Below are 17,539 nucleotides of genomic sequence, written 5' to 3'. Positions count from 1 at the left end.
GTCGAGAGCGTCGGACCAGTCAACAGCGGGTGCTGGTTCTGATTGCGGAGGCGGCGGAAGCCAGTGCCGTCGGCGAGAAACGACTCACGGACGCGTTCGGCGGGGGCGCTGCCGCGAATGATCATCCAGGTCCGAATCGCAGCCTCGCGTCACGCGTTGTCGCCGGGTCGGGTGACTCGCCGGGGCGGGCGGCGCAGATCGTGCCGAGGAGCGCCACCGTGGCCACGGCGGCGACCACTGCTCCGAAGACGATGCCGATGCGGGACGGGCTCCAGTGCTGGGCGGCGAAGCCGACGCCCAGGATCGGAACGGAAATCGCGAAGTAGGCCACGACGAAATAGGCGGAGGCGATCTCGCCGCGCCGCGATTGCGGAGCCGCTTCCACTACCGCGCCGAGCCCCTTGCCGAAGCTCGCGCCATGCCCGAGGCCGGTAACCAGCGCAGCCGCGCTGAGCATGACCACCGACCGAGTGCTCAACGCTGCGGCGAGCAGCGCGGCGCCGAGTATCAGGGCCACACAACCGAGGATCATGGCCTTGGAGGCAGGTAGCGTCCTGGTGAACGCTTGGGTGGCCGCGGACGCGGCGAACGCCGCGGAAACCAGCAAGCCGGCCATGGCCTTGTCGTGAACGTGCAGAGATTCGCGCAGAAACGTCGGCACGACCGACGTGAACAGACCGATTACGCAGAAACCAGCGCATGCGGCGAGTGCCGCGCGGGTGAACACACCCCGCGCCTGAGGCGGAATGGACAGCCGCTGCGTAGTGAGCAGAGTTCCGGGCAGCGTCGCAACGGTCTCGTTCACCTGCACGATCGCGAGCGCGGCTACACCGATCATCGCCAGATGCACAAGGAAGACGCAGTGCAGAGGCCACGGAACGTATTGCGCCAGCACCCCCGACAGTGTTGGCCCTATGCCCAGTCCCCCGATATTTGCGACGCCGGCGACCGTAGTGGCTCGGTTCTTCCATTTCACAGGGGCGGCTTCGACGATCATTGCGGTTGCGGTACCGGTGAAGATGCCGGCCGACAGTCCCGAGAGCGCCCGTCCGACCAGTAACTGCCACACCGGCCCAGCAGTGAGAAAGACCAGGGAACTGGCCGCGGAACAGGCCAGTCCGGCAATGAGCAGCGGTCGACGTCCGAGCGTGTCCGACCATCGGCCGAACAGAATGCGTGCCGCGACGACTCCGGCGGCGTAGGTGGCGAAAATTGTGGTGGACATGCCGATGGAGAACCCGAGCTGGGCGGCATACAGCGTGTACAGCGGCGTCGGCAGGGTCGTGCCGAGCATGACCACGGCGAAGGCGTAACCGATTCGCGCCATCGACCTGAAGTGGGGTTCGCGCGCGATGGAGCGGTGCGGATACAAGGGGACGGCGTCGTGCGTCGCTGATCGAGTCACCATAATGGCAACATCGTTGCCGTTATGCGGCATTCCGGCCAGCTAGATCGGCAACAGTGTGTCCGATATTACTGGGCGATACCGGCGGCAACTGCGGACGTTCCACGCCGCACTCGACGTGCTGTCGCGCGACCCCCGCGTCGATCCCCAACGAGTCGGGGTGTGGGGTGCGAGCCCGTCCGGTGGACACGCTCTGGTCATGGGCGCCACCGACTCACGCGTCAAGGCCGTCGCCGCGATCATCCCGTTCATTCATCTCACCCCCGATTCCAACCTGCGGCTACTGACCGTTCTGATTCGCGACAGCGTGCGTCGTCTGACCGGATGGCCAGGGCTGACAATCCCTGTCGCCGGCCATCCCGGCGAGGTGGCCGCAGTGAACTCCGACGGCTGTAGCGACAGCACGTGAACTGGCTAAGGAGCATCACCGATATGGGCAGTCACAAGAATAGAGTCGGTGCGGCGGCGATCAGCGTGCTGGCCACCGAAGGCAGTCGCGGATTCACCCACCGCGCCGTCGACAGGCAGGCCGGAGTACCCGAAGGGACGACCAGCCGCTACGCGCGGACCCGCGCCGCACTGCTCACCGCCGAAGCAATGTTCGACATCGACGCCCAAGAAGCCATCGAGGCCCTGACCGGTCACGACCCCGGCCCCCCTCACTCGCGAGGTAGCCACCGACATCATCGGGCGAACCGCCGAGATCCTATGAAGGCGCCCGAGACCACTCGATCATGGCTCTGGTGACCTTGAACGCGCGGTCGGCGCGGGCCGCTCGGTTGTGCCATTCGGTGATGCCTCACAGCCGGTCCACATCACCGGCTGTGATCGCCCCGACGAGCTCGCGGTGCCCCCTCGGGCCGACGCGCATCGGCCAACGCCGCTCGAACGGCTGCCTGGTGAAGCGCTGCGCCGGGCAGCATCGAGCTCCCGGGTGTATCAGAACATGCGCGCGGAATCCGGCCTTGGTGGCGCATACAAGACTTGGCACGGCATCGTTGGGTAGCTGTGGTCCACGCGGTCATCGACGGCGGCGGCCCGCGCCCAGCCCTTTTCGATCGCCTCCCGCGCGAACGTTACAGCCGCCTCGCGGGAGGCGACGAAATGCAAGGGGGAACCCAGACCGAAGTCGACCATCAGGTGCCACAACATCGCATTTCCGATCTCATGAACGCGCCCTCAGCAACGCTGACGGCGGCAGCCGGACCTTGGTCGGGCCTGCGAAATCCGAACCTCGTCAGGTCGGCGAGGTCTCCGCGCCACACAGGACGTCGCCGCAGCGATTACCGTGCACCTCTCGTCCATAGCCGAGCCCACCAGGACGAGTGAGCCGCCGCGGTTCACTCTTCCCTCCCGATGGTCTGTGTCACCGGAGATTCGACCGCCGGGGTCATCGCAATGATGGATTTCAGTGTGCGCGCAATCCGATCGGTGGTGGCGATCGAGCCGATGTAACCGTCGGGGCGGATCAGCAGCAGGGTGGAGTCGGTCAGGCCGTAGATCCGGGCAAAGGACTCGGTGATGTCGGCGAGGACCACATCGGCCTCCACCAGATCACCGCTGTCGACGGCGACCCGTCTCAGCGCCGCGCCTTTCGCGGGCCACGGCAGTGCGGCCAGGTCCCTGGCCGCGGCGGGACCGTAGGCGATCGCGGTGAAATGCGGTCCGGCGAAGAGATCGAACAGCCGCTGCGATCCCCCTATCGCGCTCAGCAATCTCGCGTCCGGCGCGCGATCGCCCACCCGCAGCGTCGCTGTTCGTTGGGCATCATCCGCCGCCAGGGGTCCGCCGCGGTAATTGACGCCCAGTTGGCGTTCGTCATCGCCGCGTTTGAGGGATGACGGGTCGAGCTTGGACAGACCCTGATACTTCTCGATCGACAAGCCCAAGACCCCGGCCGCGATCGGCTGACGCTCGGCTTCGTAGGTGTCGAGCAGGCTGTCCGGTGCGTCGGCGAGCACTTGACCGAGTTTCCAGCCCAGGTTGTAGGCGTCCTGCACACCGGTGTTCAGTCCTTGCGCACCCGTGGGGGGATGGACATGAGCGGCGTCACCGGCGACGAACACCCGACCCGAACGGTAGCGTTCAGCCAGGCGAATGTTGGGGCGGAACACCGACTTCCAGCTGATATGCGACAAACGGATGTGTTTGTCGCCGGTCTGCTTGCGGATGCGAGCGTTCAGGCTGCCCTCGTCGAGGTCGGGCTCCTCATCGGGGCGCAGACGGATCATCACCTGGAACCGATCGGAATGCGGCAGCGGACACGCGCCGACGAACCGGCCACCCGGACGGGGCCACACATGCCAGCGGTCCCGGGAAAGGCCGTCCACCACGGCGTCGACGATGATCACCCGATCGGCTTCGTCCGTTGTTCCCTCGAAGCCGATGCCCGCGGTTTTCCGGACCGTGCTGGCCCCACCGTCGGCACCGACCAGGTAGCGAGCGCTGATCTCGGTCACACCGTCAAGACCGGAAACCGTCGCCACGACCGTATCCGGATGCTGTTCGAATCCAATCAGTTCACAGTTGGATTCGACGGACACGCCCAGCCGCCACAGTCCGGCGCGCAGTGCGGCGTCGGTGCGGAACTGGGGGATCAACCACGTATTCGGATGCGGCACATCCGAGCTCACGTCGGCATGCGAGATCATGCGCCAAGGAATGTTCAGCGGACCCGCATGGATGCCCAGCAGCGGGTAGTCGGCTCCGCCGGCGCGAATGCCATCGAGGACGCCGAGGTCTTCGAACACTTCCAGGGTGCGCGGCTGGACTCCCTTCGCTCGCGAACCCTCGAAGGCGTGTGCGGCCTTGTCGATGATCCGCACCACCCGTCCGCGCCGGGTCAGATCGATCGCCAAGGCGGTGCCGGTCGGCCCGGCGCCGACGACGAGGACATCGACGATATCGGTGTTCGGCTGGGTCGTCATCGGTGCATCCCTTCCTTGGCGGCGTCGACGAAAGCGGCGAATCGGGAACTCATTTGGACGGGCTCCTCATAGGGGACCATGTGCCCGCAGGGCGAGAAGATGTGCGACTCGGTGGGCATCAGCAACGCGCACACCTCGTCGAAGCTCCTGATAGGAGTGACCTGATCTCGATCGCCCCACAGCAGCATCTTCGGCACCGGCAGGTGGCCGGTTCGCCGGTAGAGATCCTGGCGGCCGCCCAGCGGAAAGTCGGCGATCGTGGCGGCCAACGCGTAGATCGAGCCTTCGAACTGGTAGCACTCCCGCACCATTGCGGTGAGTGCTGCGGACTGCTGCGGATCGCGCACGTTGTGCGAGAGGTGCCGGTCGAGCATTCTGCTACCCAGACTCTTGGCCAGGACGGTTCCCAAGAACTCGTGGCGCAACAGCCGTGCGGCGGCAGGTGCGGGCTGCAACCCAGCGGGGCCCGCCAACGTCAAGGTAGCCAACCGGTCGACGTGCCGCTCGGCGAAAGCCATGCTCACCAGCGCACCCATCGAAGTTCCGACGAGGTGGTACGGCTGGGACAACTCCAGTCGCTCGGTCAGGTCGGTGAGTTGCCGCACGAACAGCGCCTCGTCGTAGCGTGCCTGCACCCGATCGGAATAGCCCCGTCCGTAGGCGCTGTAGGTAAGCGTGCGGAATCCGCGCCGGTGCAGTTCGGCGGCGAGTTCGTCCCAGTAGAACAGGGGGACAGTGAGACCGCCCGCGAAGACGACGGTTTCTGCCCCGGCGGGCCCGCTCAGCTCGTAGTGACTGATTCCATCGCCGCATTGGAGGAACTCACCGCGTAGCTCATGCCGGGTGGGCCCGCCCAAGCGACGGGTCTCGCCGCGGGCCACGAAGTACTTCATCGCTTTTCCTTCGTCTGTGCGGTCACCTCGGTGGTCAGGAAGTCCAGGACCGCGCCTGCCACCCACGCCGGATCTTCATCGGGGAGCAGGTGGCCGCCGCCGGGGTGGACTCGTTCGTGGCTGCCGGGGATATCGCGGGTGAAGTGCTGGCCGTCGATAGACGCGCTACGCAACACGAGAGTGGGCGCGGTGATGGCCGGAATCTCGGCGGTGCGGTCGATCTGGTCGGTATTCGCGAAGTCGATGAATGCCTGTTGGTTGCCGAGCCTGGTCAGCATCGCGTAGACCCGGTCGATCATCTCGTCGTCCACCACCGACGATCGTGACCCGACCGCCGAGCGCAAATTGCGTGCGGTGGCCGACCGAGAAGCCAAGCGGGGCAACAACACTCGACCGATCGGATTGCGTGCCAGCCGCAGCGCCAACGGCAGCGACTTGCCCGGATAGCCGGTGGCATTGATCAGCACGAGCCGATCCACATGCTGCGGGTAATCCAGTGCGAAATTCCAGGCGATGTTGCCGCCGAGCGAATTGCCTACCACCGAAGCACTGACCACTCCGAGGGAATTCAAGAAGGCGGCGACCGTCTTGGCATATGTCTGCACCCGGTAGTCGCGGTCGGTGCGCGGCCCCGTGAGGCCGAAGCCGGGCAGGTCGGGGCGAATCACGTCGAAAGACGACGACAAAGTTGCGGCCACCTGGTCGAAACAGTGCAGCGACGAGCCGCTGCCGTGCAGGAGCAGTACCGATCGCCCCGTCCCCGATCGCTTGTAGTGAAGGTTCTGACCTTCGACGCTCACGAAGCGCGAATCAGGATCGATGTAGTCATCGACAGCTACTCGTCTACTCATAATGGTTACAGTGTTGCCGATATATGCCGCCCGGTCAAGTGATAATGGCAACATTGTAACCGTTATATGGTGATCGCATGTCCAGCCCGCCCATCCCGAAGCGACCATCGTCGGCGGCAGCATGATGAACCAGAACGAGGTCGCCAGGAGTGGTCATTTCAACGGCAGAGCGCCGTCCATACCTCCGACATCGGTGATCTTCCATCCCGCACCCGAGTCGACCGTGACGTTGTAGGTCACCGTCGTCTGGCCTCCGTCAGGAGTTTGGGCGCTGGTGGAGTTGACGTTCAAGAAAACGTTCACCTTGTACACGCCGCCGTTCTCGGAGGCGACGACGGCATTGATCGGTGTGGCGGTCGAGGACCATTTCAACGGCACCAGGATCTCCCGCAGTTTCGGAGCGGTGGCGTCGAATTTGTTCGCCAGCGACGCGCTGGTGTTCGCCTTGAGCTTGGTGACCCACGCGTTGTAGTCCTGGAAGTTGATGGTGGAGGCGCCGACCGCGTAATCCGTGGCGACCTGCTCGGCACGGCGGTCGGCCGCGGCTGCGGCGTCGCGGTCGCTGAGCTGGCTACGAGTCGAAAGCCACAGCGCGGCGAAAACGCCCATCGCCGTTACGACGGCGATGAACGCGGCTGCGAGTGCGATTCCGGACGGCCGTATCGACACCGTCCACGATGCCCGCCCAGCCGCTACGGATCGGTCGCCTGCCGGTGCAGGCCGGTCGGTTATCGTTTCCTCGCCGATTCGGTCGTTGGTCTCGATGCTCATGTGCACTCCTGCGGTGTTGTTTCGATCTGTGCGGTCCGCTATTTGACGTTGATCTGCAAGCGCACGACGCCGTCCCCGGTTTCGGCGAGTGCTTGCGAAATCAGCGCGCTGAGGTCGACGCGGCTCAGCTGCCCAGCGGCCTGCGCGGCCGCTGGGGTGAGCACGGGCACCAACCGGGCGAGGTCCGGACCCATCTCATCCAGATAGCGGGTGAGTTGACCGGCGAACGGTATGACGCCGTTGCCCTCGACATACATGTCCGGCACGGTGCCGATCCGGACATACCTCTCGATCGCTCGCGCCAGGTCGTTCATGGAAGCGCCGATCTGTGTCCAGCCCGGCGCGGCCGCGCTCATCGCCGGACCGGTCCAGTCCATGTCCGCGCCCAATGCCTGAAGGTCGACCAGCATGGCTCGGATCGCATCGGTTCGGGCCAGCAGGGTCGCGGCCAGCAGGGAGGTCGACCGGGCGAGTTGCGGGACGACGACGTCGGTGCCGGCCAACCCCTGGCCGAAGGTCTCGATGATGGCTTCCAGTGCCTGCGGGTCCAGTTGTTCCATCAGATGAGTCACTTGGCGCGCGACCTCCGGTATCGACGTCGGCGTACGGATCGCCGCGGTATCGATGTGCTGTCCGTCGCGCAGGTACGATCCGTCGCCGCCTTGGACGGGAGTGAATCGGACCTGCGGTTCGCCCAGAGCGGAGAGGTTTTCGATGATCACCGTGCTGGCGACCGGTATGCGGTAGTCGTCCCGCACGCGCATGCCGACCTGGACACCACCGTTCTCGTTGCGCACGGAAACGATCTCGCCGACCCGGACGCCGGACAGAAGGACCGGCGAGTGCGGGCCGAGGCTGCCCGAGTTGGTCAGTGTCATAGTCAGTGTGGAGTATCTGGTGAACCAGTCGACACCGACCACATCAAAGGTGAGGTAGGCGAGGCCGAGGAGTAACACGGCGGCGAGACTGCCCAGCGACACCACCGGGCCCCGAACTCGTGATGTCATCGCACGGCTCCGATCATGCGCAGGGTGTCGATGATCCGGCTGGTCTGTTCGTCGGCAGGGATGCCGGTTCCCGCGTCGATGCTGATGATGTTCACCTTCGCGCCGTGCTCGGCGAACGGAATGATCCGACCTCGAATGAGCGACACGATTCGGTTGAGATTCGACGGCGCGTTCAGGTCCAACGGCCGGTTGGTGAACATCAGCGGCATCAAGGCTTTTGCGGCGGCATCGCCCGCTGTCACCAGCGAGGTCATCCAGGAGAAGGAGTGGACGAGATCGCCCATCACGCCCGCTACACCCAGGACGAGGATCAAGGACTTCAGTGCCGAGGTGACGTGGGTCGTACCTTGCTCGCTCAGCAGCCCACGCAACGCCCGATCGCGGCCCAGCACCACCGCCGTATCGGCCTCCATTCCGTCGAGGAAGCGGTCCACCTCATCGAGATGCCGGGCGACGTCTTCGAAGTCGGCACCGATGACCTGCGCGATGCGAGCTGTATCGGGCGGTTGTTGCGGCAGCACCGCGTTCATGCGGTTCACCAAGTCCTGGAATTGGTGGACCGCACCGCCCTGGACGAACATCGCGAGGCCGGCCATCACGTCTTCCACCTGCACAGCTGGTTTCGTCTGCGCGATCGGGATGCTGCCGCCGTCGGCCAGAGTGTTGTCGAATCCGTTCGACGGTGTGGTCAGCTCGATGAAGGCGTCCCCCAACAGGGTGTTCTGCCGCAATTGCGCGGTCGTGCGGGTGGGCAGTTCTACCGCTTGATCGATGTCGAGATCCGCGATCACATGGCCTGGAACCGTTGCCGTGGGGTCGACCACGGTCACTGCCGCCAGATCACCCACCTGTACGCCGTTGGCCATCACCTTCGCCCGTGCGGGCAGGTTGAGGACAGTAGCGAATTCGACATGCACGCGGTATGCCTCGCCGCGGCCAGTGCCGGGGATCGTGATGGCCGACGGATCGAAGGCACAACCGCCGAGCGTGGCACCAGCGACAACGAGCGCGAACAGTCTCGTCGTGCCCTTCTTTCCGCCCCAACCCCTCATCGTGCACCTGCCAGAGCCAGCACCAGCGGAACCAGATCGATCGTCGCCAAACCGTTTTCAGCGCCGCGGCAGCGGCCGGGGAGTGTCGCGTTGATCGCCGAGCACACCTGTTCGGCATCGGCTCGACCGAGAGCGACTTTGGGTGGAGCGTAGGAGAGTGCGGCCTGGCCGGTGCTCGGATCGACGGACCGCTGGAAGGCGGCGGTCAGCGCAGGGATCATGTTCACGAGTTGTTCGAGGGTGCCGACATTGGCGCCGGCCCAGCGAACCAACGGGACGGTCGCGCGCACGAGGTTCAGCAGCGGCTGACCGAATGTGGTGGTGATGTCGTTGAACCAGGGCAGGATCACTCGCAGTCCATCGACGATTTCGATGAAGGGCGCGATCACCTCGCTATTGGCCTGATCCAGCATTCCGCCGAGTCGCGTCAGCATGTGTTCCAGGTCGCCCCAGTTGTTCTTCAGTACCGCGCCGAGTTTGCTGATCGCGTCGATCAGTTCACCGATGCGTCCGATGGCCGCGTCGGGCGATTTCAGCGCATCGCCTAGTTTGAAGATCAGCTCGTTGAGCGCGGGACCGGTGCCCGCCACGGCGGTGTCCAGAGCCGACAGTCCTGCGCTCACCGTGTCCCGTTTGCCGGGGTCGTCCGGCGTGCTCAGCTCGGTGGCCAGCTTCGACAACGCGTTCAACGTCTCGGTCATGCTCTTGGGGGTGAGAGACCGGGTGATGCACCGGCCGGTGGCCCACTCGGCCGCCGGTTTCGGCGCGGACAGAATGGCGAGGTTGCGATCGGCGACGAGCGTGTCGGACAGCGTCACAGCTGATACGTCGCCGCGCAGGGGGTGATCGGCTTCGACAGTGAAGTCGACTCGAACCCCATCACCGGACGGCTCGATCCGAGTCACCGAGCCGACCGGGATCCCGAGCATCGTGACGTGGCTGCCCTGGTAGAGCCCCACCGCGTCCGGCATCATCGCGCAGTACGAGCGCATCGACTTACCGGCTCCGGTCAGCACGACGTAGGCGGCGGCGCAGACCACGACCAGGACCAGGACGGTCGTCACCGACATGAATCCGCGGGACGCGAGAAGTCGTCGCATCAGCACGACCTCCCGGGCACGGGGATGCACAGCGCGGGCGCGGAGACGGTCGTCTGCGATTGATCGAGGGCGTACCCGTCTGGTCCGGCGATCTGCTGTAGCTGCTGTCCGATGCTCTGGACGGAGTCGACGACCTGATCGAGGCGGCCGGTGAGCCGCTCGAGCTCCGGGATCGCCTTCTGGAGTTCGTCCAGCATCGGCTTCAGCGTGTGGTCGTAGGCGGGTTCGGCTGCCGCGATGCGCGACAGCAACCGCGCCAGCAGAGCCAGCGACACCCGTAGCTCGGCACGCTTGTCGACGAGGATGTCGGTGGTCAAGTTGAGCTTGCTGTTGAGCCGGCCGTACAACGCGGTGTTTCCGCTGATCCTGCTCAGGTATTCCTGGGAAACCGCCAGTGCGCGAGATACATCCATATTCTGTTTGTCGAGGATGTCGACGATGGAATCCACCGCTCGTCCCAGCTGCCGCAGGCCATCCGGGCTCTCGGCCAGTGCTGCCTGCAATTGGCCGAGATTGTTCCGGAGAACCTCGCCATCGACCTCTCGCACCGGGGTTATCGCGTCTTGGAACGCCTGACCGAGCGTGTACGGCAGCCGCACTCGGTCTTTGGCGATCACTTTCTTGCCCAGTGGCTTCGATCCCGCGGGCGTCAGTGCGACGAAGTGGCCGCCGGCTATGGTCAACATGCGAATGTCCAGGGTCGACTGATCACCGACGAACACATCGGCGTCCACCGTGAAGACCATGTGCACTCGATCGTCGTGCAATTCCAGCGATTCGACGGTGCCCACGTTGATCCCCGCCACGCGTACGTCCTCACCGGGGCGGATGGCTCCGGCCTCGCTCAGGTCGGCTCGGTATTCCACCTTGCCCAGCGGTAGCGCGTACAAGATGCCGCAGGCAGCCAGGACCGACACCACCGTGGCCGCGCCGATCAAGCCGAGCCGCAGCTCCCGTCGGCGCGCCGTTCGGTCGTCGGGAACGGGTCTATCGCCACGGAATCGAATTCGTCCGCGCGGCAATTTGTTCAGCGGTTGCATAGGGCGATCCTTTGGCCGCCGATGAGTACCCGCAGTTGCGGTGGCACCTCGGCGTCTCCTTTCGAGCAACTGGTATTCATTTCGGGCCCGGTTTGCGGCAGTAGCGCCTCCAGCGACTGCAGAAGGCCGGGAAGTTTGCCCAGCACCTCCACCGCCGACTGTGGGTCGGGAAACGCCGCGCGCAGGGCATCGTCGAGATCCGGGTTGGTATCGGGGGTGAACCCGAGCGTCGCGAGCAAATCGTCGATGGGGCCGAGCACCGGTGGTGCGGCGAGTGCGTAGTCGACCAGACCGTTCAGCTTGTCCTCCAGCACGGAGAACAGGTCGGTCAGGCCCTGAATCAGGTCTTCCAGGTAGGGCGACTTGCCGCCGATGCGGTCGTCGATGACGTGCAGGTTGCGGACGAGCGTGGAGATCAGGGTCTGCCTGTCGACGGCGTAACGGCTGAGCTGCTCCACCGCGTCCAGAGCGGGCCCCAACCCGGTGCCGTTGCCCTCGATCACGGCGAGGACGCTCTCGGCGAACTGATTGAGCGCGCTGGGCGAGAACTCCCGGAGCACCGGTTGCAGTCCGTTGAACAACGTAGTGATGTCGAAAGAGGGGATCGTGCGCTCGGGCGGAACGGTCACGCCGGTCGCCAGTTTCGGGCCCGGCGTGGTCGGCTGGCGCACGTCGACATACCGCTGGCCGGTCAGCGTTTGATACCGGATCGCGAATGTGCTCGCCTCGTACACCGCGTGGTCGCGTTGAACGGTCACTCGTACCGAGGCCCGCCCCTGATCCAAGGTGATCGCCTCAACCTTGCCCACCTGCACGCCGTACATGCGGACGTCGTCACCGAGTTTCAAGCCGTTGGCATCGGTGAAGATCACCCGGAACGTGTCGGTACTCCCGGCTACCGGGCGCTGGATTGCCGTCACGACGAGGGCCAAGAGGGCCGCCATCCCCACCGCGAATGTCACCAGACGCAGGATTATGTGGGCGGTCGATTTCATCGGGTACCTCCCGGAATCGCTGCCGGCTCGGTTGGTGCGGGTGGCGCGAGTGCGGCACCGGCCCCAGGGAAGCCGAGCAGCGGGGAGGCTAGGACGGGAAATCCGCGCAGGGTGAGCTCGAGCTGCAGAACAGGTCCCTCAGGGGTGTCGACGAACGAATTGTCGATGCGTTCCAAGATGGTTCGCAGCTCCGCACTCGACTTGTGCGGGGTGGGCACCATCTGGGCGGTGATGCTCAGCAATGGCGTCAGCATGTCGCTGTAGCCGGTGTAGTGCCGCTGCCCGACGTTGCCCAAGTTCGTGAGCGCGGGGAACAGGTCGTCGGTGAGCAGGGTGACACCGGCATCGAAGAGCGGCTGGTCGGTGCGCAGAACTTCGATGTTGTTGATGTGGTCGAGCAGGTCGACAGTGGCGCCCGCGAATTCGGCCGTCCCGTACAGCGTCGAAGCATACTGGCCGATCAGAAAGGACGGATCGTATCGCTGGGTATCGGCCACCGCTCGCCCCAGCATCACGATGGCCTCCAGGATCGGCGTGAATGCCTTGGCATCGGTGGCGAGTTCGGTCAGCACGCCGGTCAGTTCCGGCGTCAGTACCTGGTTGGTGGTCTGCCCCAGTGACCGGATCAGTGTGCCCATCGTGACATCGGAGACTCGCGACGCCGCCGCACCGGTGAGGTCGACGGTAGCTCCCTCCCGCAACGGGGCGCCACCCTCGCCCCGACGCAATTCGATCTCGCTGATGCCGAAGAGGTTCGACGGCGCGTAGTCGACACCGAGAGTGTCGGTGAGTCCGGTGAGCTGAGAGCCGTGCAGGCGCACGGTGATCTGCTGCTGCCCGGCTCCGACACTGCTTATACCGGTGACCTCACCGACGCCGACCCCGTCCAGCCGCACCCGAGTTCCGGCGACCACGCCGTCGCCGATATGCTCGGTGCGCAGCGTGACCGCCATTCGATCGTCTACGCGCACCGCGTGATACTCACCCCACACCGCGGCGACGACCGCGGCGACGGCGAGGGCGATCGCACCTGTCCGGCGCGCGGACTTCGCGGTGGTAGCCGCTCCTGGCAATCCATACGTTGGCATTCCATTACCCCGTGAACGTGACCGGCGAGCTGAATCCCCAGATGACCAGGCTCAGCAGCATGTCCAAAGTGATGATCGCGACGAAACTGGCACGCACCGCCCGGCCGGAGGCGATTCCCACACCTTCCGGCCCACCGACGGCGAAAAATCCTTGATAGCAGTGGATCAGGATCACCGCGACGCCGAACACCAGCACTTTCAGCACCGCCGCGGCGATATCCGGACCGCTGACGAATTGGTCGAAATAGTGCTGGTACACCCCCGATGCCTGACCATGGACGCCGACAACGATCGCGGCACAGGCCAGATAACTGAGGATCAGCGTCACCAGGAAGGTAGGTACGATCGCCACGACACCGGCGATAACCCGGGTGGTGACCACGAACGGAATCGACCGCAACCCCAGGCATTCCATCGCATCGATCTCTTCGGAGATGCGCATCGATCCGATCTCGGCGGTCATCCGGCACCCGGCCTGCGCCGCGAATCCGACGGCGGCGATGATCGGCGCCAGCTCCCGGGTATTCGCGAACGACGAGACCACACCGGTCAGTGGGCCGAGCCCGATCATATTCAAGGTGCCGTAGGACTCGATGCCCACACTGGCGCCGAGCACCATACCCAGCAGGACGAGCATCGGCACGGTACCGCCGCCGACGATCAGCGAACCCCTCCCCCAGGTTGTGTCACCGATGGCGCGCAGGGTTTGCATCCGATAATGCTTCAGCGTCATGGGGATGGCCGAGAGCACCTGCCAGCTGAACGACAGGGCGAATCCGAGGGAGTCCACCGGCAGCAGCACGTTCTGGTCGCGGACCAATCGATAGGCCCAGCGCAGTCCCTTCGGGGCATACCTGGTCGCGGTCATTCAGGCCAACCTCGTCGGAGCGAACATCTGAACCAATTGGGTGGCAGTGAGATTGACGATCATGATGCACACCACCGAGAGCACGACCGAGGCATTCACTCCGTCTGCCACTCCGCGCGGGCCGCCCTTGGCCTCGAGCCCGCGCTGACAGCTGATGATCGCGACAATCAATCCGAACACCATGGCCTTCAGCAGCGAAATGCCCACATCGGTGACCGTCGTGAAGGAACCGAAAGTAGCCCAGTAACTTCCCGAGGTCACTCCCTGTGCGCCGATCGCGACCATGTATCCCGCGACCACGCCGGCAAAGATGATCAGCACATTCAGCAGCGGTGCGACCAGCACCATGGCGACGGCGCGGGGAATGACCAGCCGATGGATCGGACTGACGCCCATCACCCGCAGCGCGTCCACTTCTTCACGGATCGTGCGTGCGCCGAGGTCCGCGGCGATCGCCGCCGCACCGGCGCCGCCGAGCAGTAGCCCGGTGGCGATGGGAGCGCCCTGCTTGATGACCCCGAGCCCGCTCGCCGCCCCCAGCAGGGAGTCGCCGCCCAGTTCCCGGATCATATTGCCGATCTGCAACGAGACGATCACCCCGAAGGGCACCGCCATGAGTATCGCGGGGAGAGCTGTGACCGTGATCAGGTACCACGCCTGTTGCAGCATCTCGCGCCACTGGAAGCGGCGACGAACCAGATCCGACAGCGCCCCGCCGACGGTCTCCAACGCGATATCCACGGTCCGTCCGCCGGTGCGCACGCCCGATACGACGGTATCGGAGAAATTCGCTCGCACGATCCGCAGTGCGGAGGTGTCGCGCCGCTGCGGCGGTAATACGTCGGGTGTCAGAGTCAAAACGATCGAACTTTCGCTTGGGACCGATATACGCCGATCAGCTTTTCGGCGTCCGCGCATGATCGGTCCACGATCACTACGCATTTCGACTACACGCTCATAATGATCATGTAGTCGCTCAGTTGGCCCCTCCGCTCGGAGCGGAAGGGATGAACATCAATTCAGTGGACGCTTTCGACGCGTGGACAGCACGCTTCGCGCCCCCCGCGTTCGCCGCATCAACTACCTGCGGCTCCCGCGTGAGCTCTTCCGTTGCCACTCGGTCCCGAAGATCGGATCGGGGTCGATCCGGTTATCGACAGCTGCTCGTCCAGGCATAATGGCTACAGTGTGGCCGATATCACGCCAGTCGTCAATATGTTTCAACAACATAGTTGCCGTTATTTTTCGGAGCCGCCCGGTCGCGGCGGAGCGAGGGCAATGTGGAGCACGCCCCCCGCAATATGGCGGAACCCACCCGCTCGACGACGAATAGGCGAAAATCCTTGCTGCACTTCAGAAGAACCGGAGCGAGCGTCGAGGCATCGGCCGAAGCGCCGCGTCCACATCGACAGTGCTGTCCAGCGCGGCGGCCGAACGCAGCGCCGCCACGGTCAGCTGCATCAGGCACTCGACCACAGCGTCGACGTCGAACGGTTCGCCGTTCTGCAGCCAATAGACGGCGGCCTCGTCGATGGCGCCGGCCACCGCTCGGATCATCATGCGAAGGGCCCGGTTCTGCGGATCGAGCCCCAGCAGCGAAATCCAGGCCTCGATGGCCTCGGTTGATCGTGTCGAGGGACGCCTAGCACCGCAACGCCCCTGCCGGAAGCTCCGTCGCAGAGGTGAGGGGCAACTCGAGGGAGGTGAGCAAGTCTCGGTACCGCTGCGCCAGTTGCGTCGGCGTGCTGCGGCTGTAGGCGACGATCTCACGGTAAACCCCCGGCCCGATCCTTCTGGCGTGCTGTATCCAGCCGCCGGGTACGGCGTTGTTGGGCACCAGCGCGACTCCCAACCCCTCCATGGCGAACAGCAGAGCGGCGGCCACCTGTCCGGTGCGCGCGACGGCGCGTGGGGTGAATCCGAGGGCGGTGGCCGTCCGGTCCACTATTTCGCTCATGCCTTGCTCGGGCTCGTAGAGGATCCAGTCGGCTGCGGCCAGTTCGTCGAGTTCCACCGAGGAACCCGTGTGCCGCCCTGCCGGGCCGACCAGCACCATCTCCTCATAACCGAGTGACACGACGGGCCCCTCCCACAGTTCGGGCCGCGGTCCGACCGCGATGTCGCCTTGTCCGCCGCGAACCGCCTCCTCGAGCGCGCGGCGGTGCGAGAAGTCGTGCACTCGAAGGACGGCCGTCGGGAACAGGGAGTGCCACCGGACGGCGCTCGGAGGCAGGATGCCGGAGGCGATCGACCGGACGGTCAGCACATGCACGTCGCCGCTTCGCCCCTCGACCACTTGGTGCACGGCATCCGCGGCTTCGCCGACAGCCCGCAACACACACTCGGCGTGGGGCAGGAAGGCCCGTCCTGCGGGCGTGAGGGCGAGGCCGTGGCGGCCGCGTTCGAGCAGTTGCGCGCCGAGTTCTTTCTCCAATAGACGCATCTGCTGCGACAGCGACGGCTGTGAGACATACAGCCGTGCCGCGGCGGCGCTGAACGATCCGCTTTCCCAGACGGCAAGAAAGTACTCCAGCTGGCGCAGTCGCATCGGAGGAGGTTACCGCCGCCGCCGTTGGCCGCAGACGCAGAACGACCGCGTCATGCGACCCGATTCGCCCGACTGTCCCGGCGAGCGAGCCGGGCGAGCAGATGGTCGACTTCCGACCGCGCCCGGCTCGAGAGCACACTGCGAGGCGTGCGCTGAGTGTCGGAGGCGAGCAGGCCGCGCCGGTGCATGACGTACTTGCGCACGGCCAGGCCCACACCCGGCTGCTGTTCGTATCGCAGCAACGGCAGATGCGCATCGAAGATGTCATCGCTTTCCTCGGAACGACCCGCTGCGGTATGACCTACCACATCGACCAGCATCTCGGGGAAGCAGTATCCGGTCATGGCGCCGTCAGCGCCCCGCGCGGTCTCGAAATCCAGGAAGAGCCCACCGTTGCCGCACAGGATCGACAGCCTCGGCATTTCGCCCTCGGCTTCCAACTGCCGCAGTGCGCTGATCTTCTCCAGTCCCGGCCAGTCTTCGTGCTTGAGCATGACGCAGCTGGGCACGGCGCGGGCGATACGCGCGATGACCCCGGCGCTCATGACAACCGAGAACGACAAGGGGTAGTCCTGAACGACGAGGGGAACCGAGTCGCCGAGCACGGCCGCGACGCCCTCGTAGTAGCCGACGATCTGGTCGTCGGTGCGCAAGGTGTTCGGCGGTGCGACCATGACGCCTGCCGCTCCCGCCGACATGACCTCACCGGTCAGTGCGCGCATCGCGGCGTAGCCGGGAGCGGAGACTCCCACGACGACCGGAAGTCGGGTCCTGCGCAGCACGTGCCGCACGATCCGGGTCGCCTCGTCATGAGCCAGTTTCGGCGCCTCGCCCATTTGGCCGAGCAAGGTGATCCCGGTGACGCCGACCGATTCGTAGAAATCGATCAAACGGTGCAGCGAGTCGAAGTCCAACGCTCCTTGCTCGTCGAAGGGGGTGGGCGCGATGGCGAAGACGCCGCTCGCCTCTCGGGTGAGCACGGCCATGGTTGAGA

18 protein-coding genes and 1 pseudogene are annotated in these 17,539 nt (G+C 65.2%); 2 read left to right on the top strand and 17 right to left on the bottom strand.

All coding sequences use genetic code 11. The features are described from left to right. Positions 1–121: 121 nt before the first annotated feature. Positions 122–1,438, bottom strand: coding sequence for an MFS transporter (locus tag ON21_RS34020; protein ID WP_245562851.1), 1,317 nt, complete (start codon positions 1,436–1,438; stop codon positions 122–124). Between the two features lie 25 nt (positions 1,439–1,463). Here ON21_RS34020 and ON21_RS40725 point away from each other — a divergent pair, with 25 nt between their 5' ends. Continuing rightward, entirely contained in the window at positions 1,464–1,814 is a 351-nt protein-coding gene (locus ON21_RS40725; protein WP_157171160.1) for an acetylxylan esterase, read from the top strand. 23 nt (positions 1,815–1,837) lie between these two features. Beyond that, positions 1,838–1,990: pseudogene (locus ON21_RS37745) on the top strand (TetR/AcrR family transcriptional regulator); the annotation flags it as partial. A 354-nt stretch (positions 1,991–2,344) separates the two neighbouring features. Here ON21_RS37745 and ON21_RS34005 read toward each other — a convergent pair. From ON21_RS34005 to ON21_RS33930, 16 genes are all read right to left on the bottom strand, one after another. After that, on the bottom strand, positions 2,345–2,557 hold the full coding sequence (locus ON21_RS34005) for a hypothetical protein (protein ID WP_039804994.1): 213 nt from the start codon (positions 2,555–2,557) through the stop codon (positions 2,345–2,347). A 188-nt stretch (positions 2,558–2,745) separates the two neighbouring features. Then, a complete protein-coding gene (locus ON21_RS34000) occupies positions 2,746–4,332 on the bottom strand; it encodes an FAD-dependent oxidoreductase (protein WP_039804992.1) in 1,587 nt (528 codons plus the stop codon). Further along, a complete protein-coding gene (locus tag ON21_RS33995; RefSeq protein WP_039804990.1) occupies positions 4,329–5,225 on the bottom strand; it encodes an alpha/beta fold hydrolase in 897 nt (298 codons plus the stop codon). The genes ON21_RS34000 and ON21_RS33995 overlap by 4 nt, the downstream gene beginning before the upstream one ends. Continuing rightward, the gene (locus tag ON21_RS33990; RefSeq protein WP_245562850.1) at positions 5,222–6,130 is read right to left on the bottom strand and encodes an alpha/beta fold hydrolase; all 909 of its coding nucleotides are present in this window, start codon (positions 6,128–6,130) and stop codon (positions 5,222–5,224) included. The genes ON21_RS33995 and ON21_RS33990 overlap by 4 nt, the downstream gene beginning before the upstream one ends. Before the next feature lie 99 nt (positions 6,131–6,229). Continuing rightward, complete coding sequence (locus ON21_RS33985) at positions 6,230–6,847, bottom strand: hypothetical protein (protein ID WP_039804989.1); 618 nt, start codon at positions 6,845–6,847, stop codon at positions 6,230–6,232. A gap of 38 nt (positions 6,848–6,885) precedes the next feature. Further along, positions 6,886–7,854 carry an MlaD family protein gene (locus ON21_RS33980; protein WP_039804987.1) on the bottom strand — a complete coding sequence of 323 codons (969 nt, stop codon included), beginning with the start codon at positions 7,852–7,854 and terminating at the stop codon, positions 6,886–6,888. Continuing rightward, positions 7,851–8,771, bottom strand: coding sequence for an MlaD family protein (locus ON21_RS33975; protein ID WP_245562849.1), 921 nt, complete (start codon positions 8,769–8,771; stop codon positions 7,851–7,853). Before ON21_RS33975 ends, ON21_RS33980 begins: the two co-directional genes overlap by 4 nt. Positions 8,772–8,902: 131 nt before the next feature. Next, positions 8,903–10,006 (bottom strand): MlaD family protein, encoded by a 1,104-nt coding sequence (locus ON21_RS33970; RefSeq protein WP_039805041.1) that lies wholly within the window; start codon positions 10,004–10,006, stop codon positions 8,903–8,905. Continuing rightward, positions 10,006–11,046, bottom strand: coding sequence for an MlaD family protein (locus ON21_RS33965; RefSeq protein WP_039804984.1), 1,041 nt, complete (start codon positions 11,044–11,046; stop codon positions 10,006–10,008). The genes ON21_RS33970 and ON21_RS33965 overlap by 1 nt, the downstream gene beginning before the upstream one ends. Then, positions 11,034–12,041, bottom strand: a complete 1,008-nt coding sequence (locus ON21_RS33960; protein WP_039804982.1) for an MlaD family protein — start codon at positions 12,039–12,041, stop codon at positions 11,034–11,036. The genes ON21_RS33965 and ON21_RS33960 overlap by 13 nt, the downstream gene beginning before the upstream one ends. Further along, entirely contained in the window at positions 12,038–13,129 is a 1,092-nt protein-coding gene (locus ON21_RS33955; RefSeq protein ID WP_174372241.1) for an MlaD family protein, read from the bottom strand. Before ON21_RS33955 ends, ON21_RS33960 begins: the two co-directional genes overlap by 4 nt. Positions 13,130–13,133: 4 nt before the next feature. Then, a complete protein-coding gene (locus ON21_RS33950; RefSeq protein WP_039804980.1) occupies positions 13,134–13,997 on the bottom strand; it encodes an ABC transporter permease in 864 nt (287 codons plus the stop codon). After that, positions 13,998–14,915 (bottom strand): MlaE family ABC transporter permease, encoded by a 918-nt coding sequence (locus tag ON21_RS33945; protein ID WP_083881072.1) that lies wholly within the window; start codon positions 14,913–14,915, stop codon positions 13,998–14,000. 435 nt (positions 14,916–15,350) lie between these two features. Then, positions 15,351–15,542 carry a hypothetical protein gene (locus tag ON21_RS33940; protein ID WP_157171159.1) on the bottom strand — a complete coding sequence of 64 codons (192 nt, stop codon included), beginning with the start codon at positions 15,540–15,542 and terminating at the stop codon, positions 15,351–15,353. A gap of 97 nt (positions 15,543–15,639) precedes the next feature. Then, the gene (locus tag ON21_RS33935; protein WP_039804976.1) at positions 15,640–16,545 is read right to left on the bottom strand and encodes a LysR family transcriptional regulator; all 906 of its coding nucleotides are present in this window, start codon (positions 16,543–16,545) and stop codon (positions 15,640–15,642) included. Positions 16,546–16,595: 50 nt separating this feature from the next. Next, positions 16,596–17,539, bottom strand: a 944-nt coding sequence (locus ON21_RS33930) for a dihydrodipicolinate synthase family protein (protein ID WP_218004198.1), incomplete at its 5' end; no start/stop codon positions are given.

Source organism: Nocardia araoensis NBRC 100135, assembly GCF_000308435.1.
Lineage (GTDB): Bacteria > Actinomycetota > Actinomycetes > Mycobacteriales > Mycobacteriaceae > Nocardia > Nocardia araoensis.
Note: the sequence above shows the minus strand (reverse complement) of the source record. Positions and strands in the feature narration are given on the sequence as shown.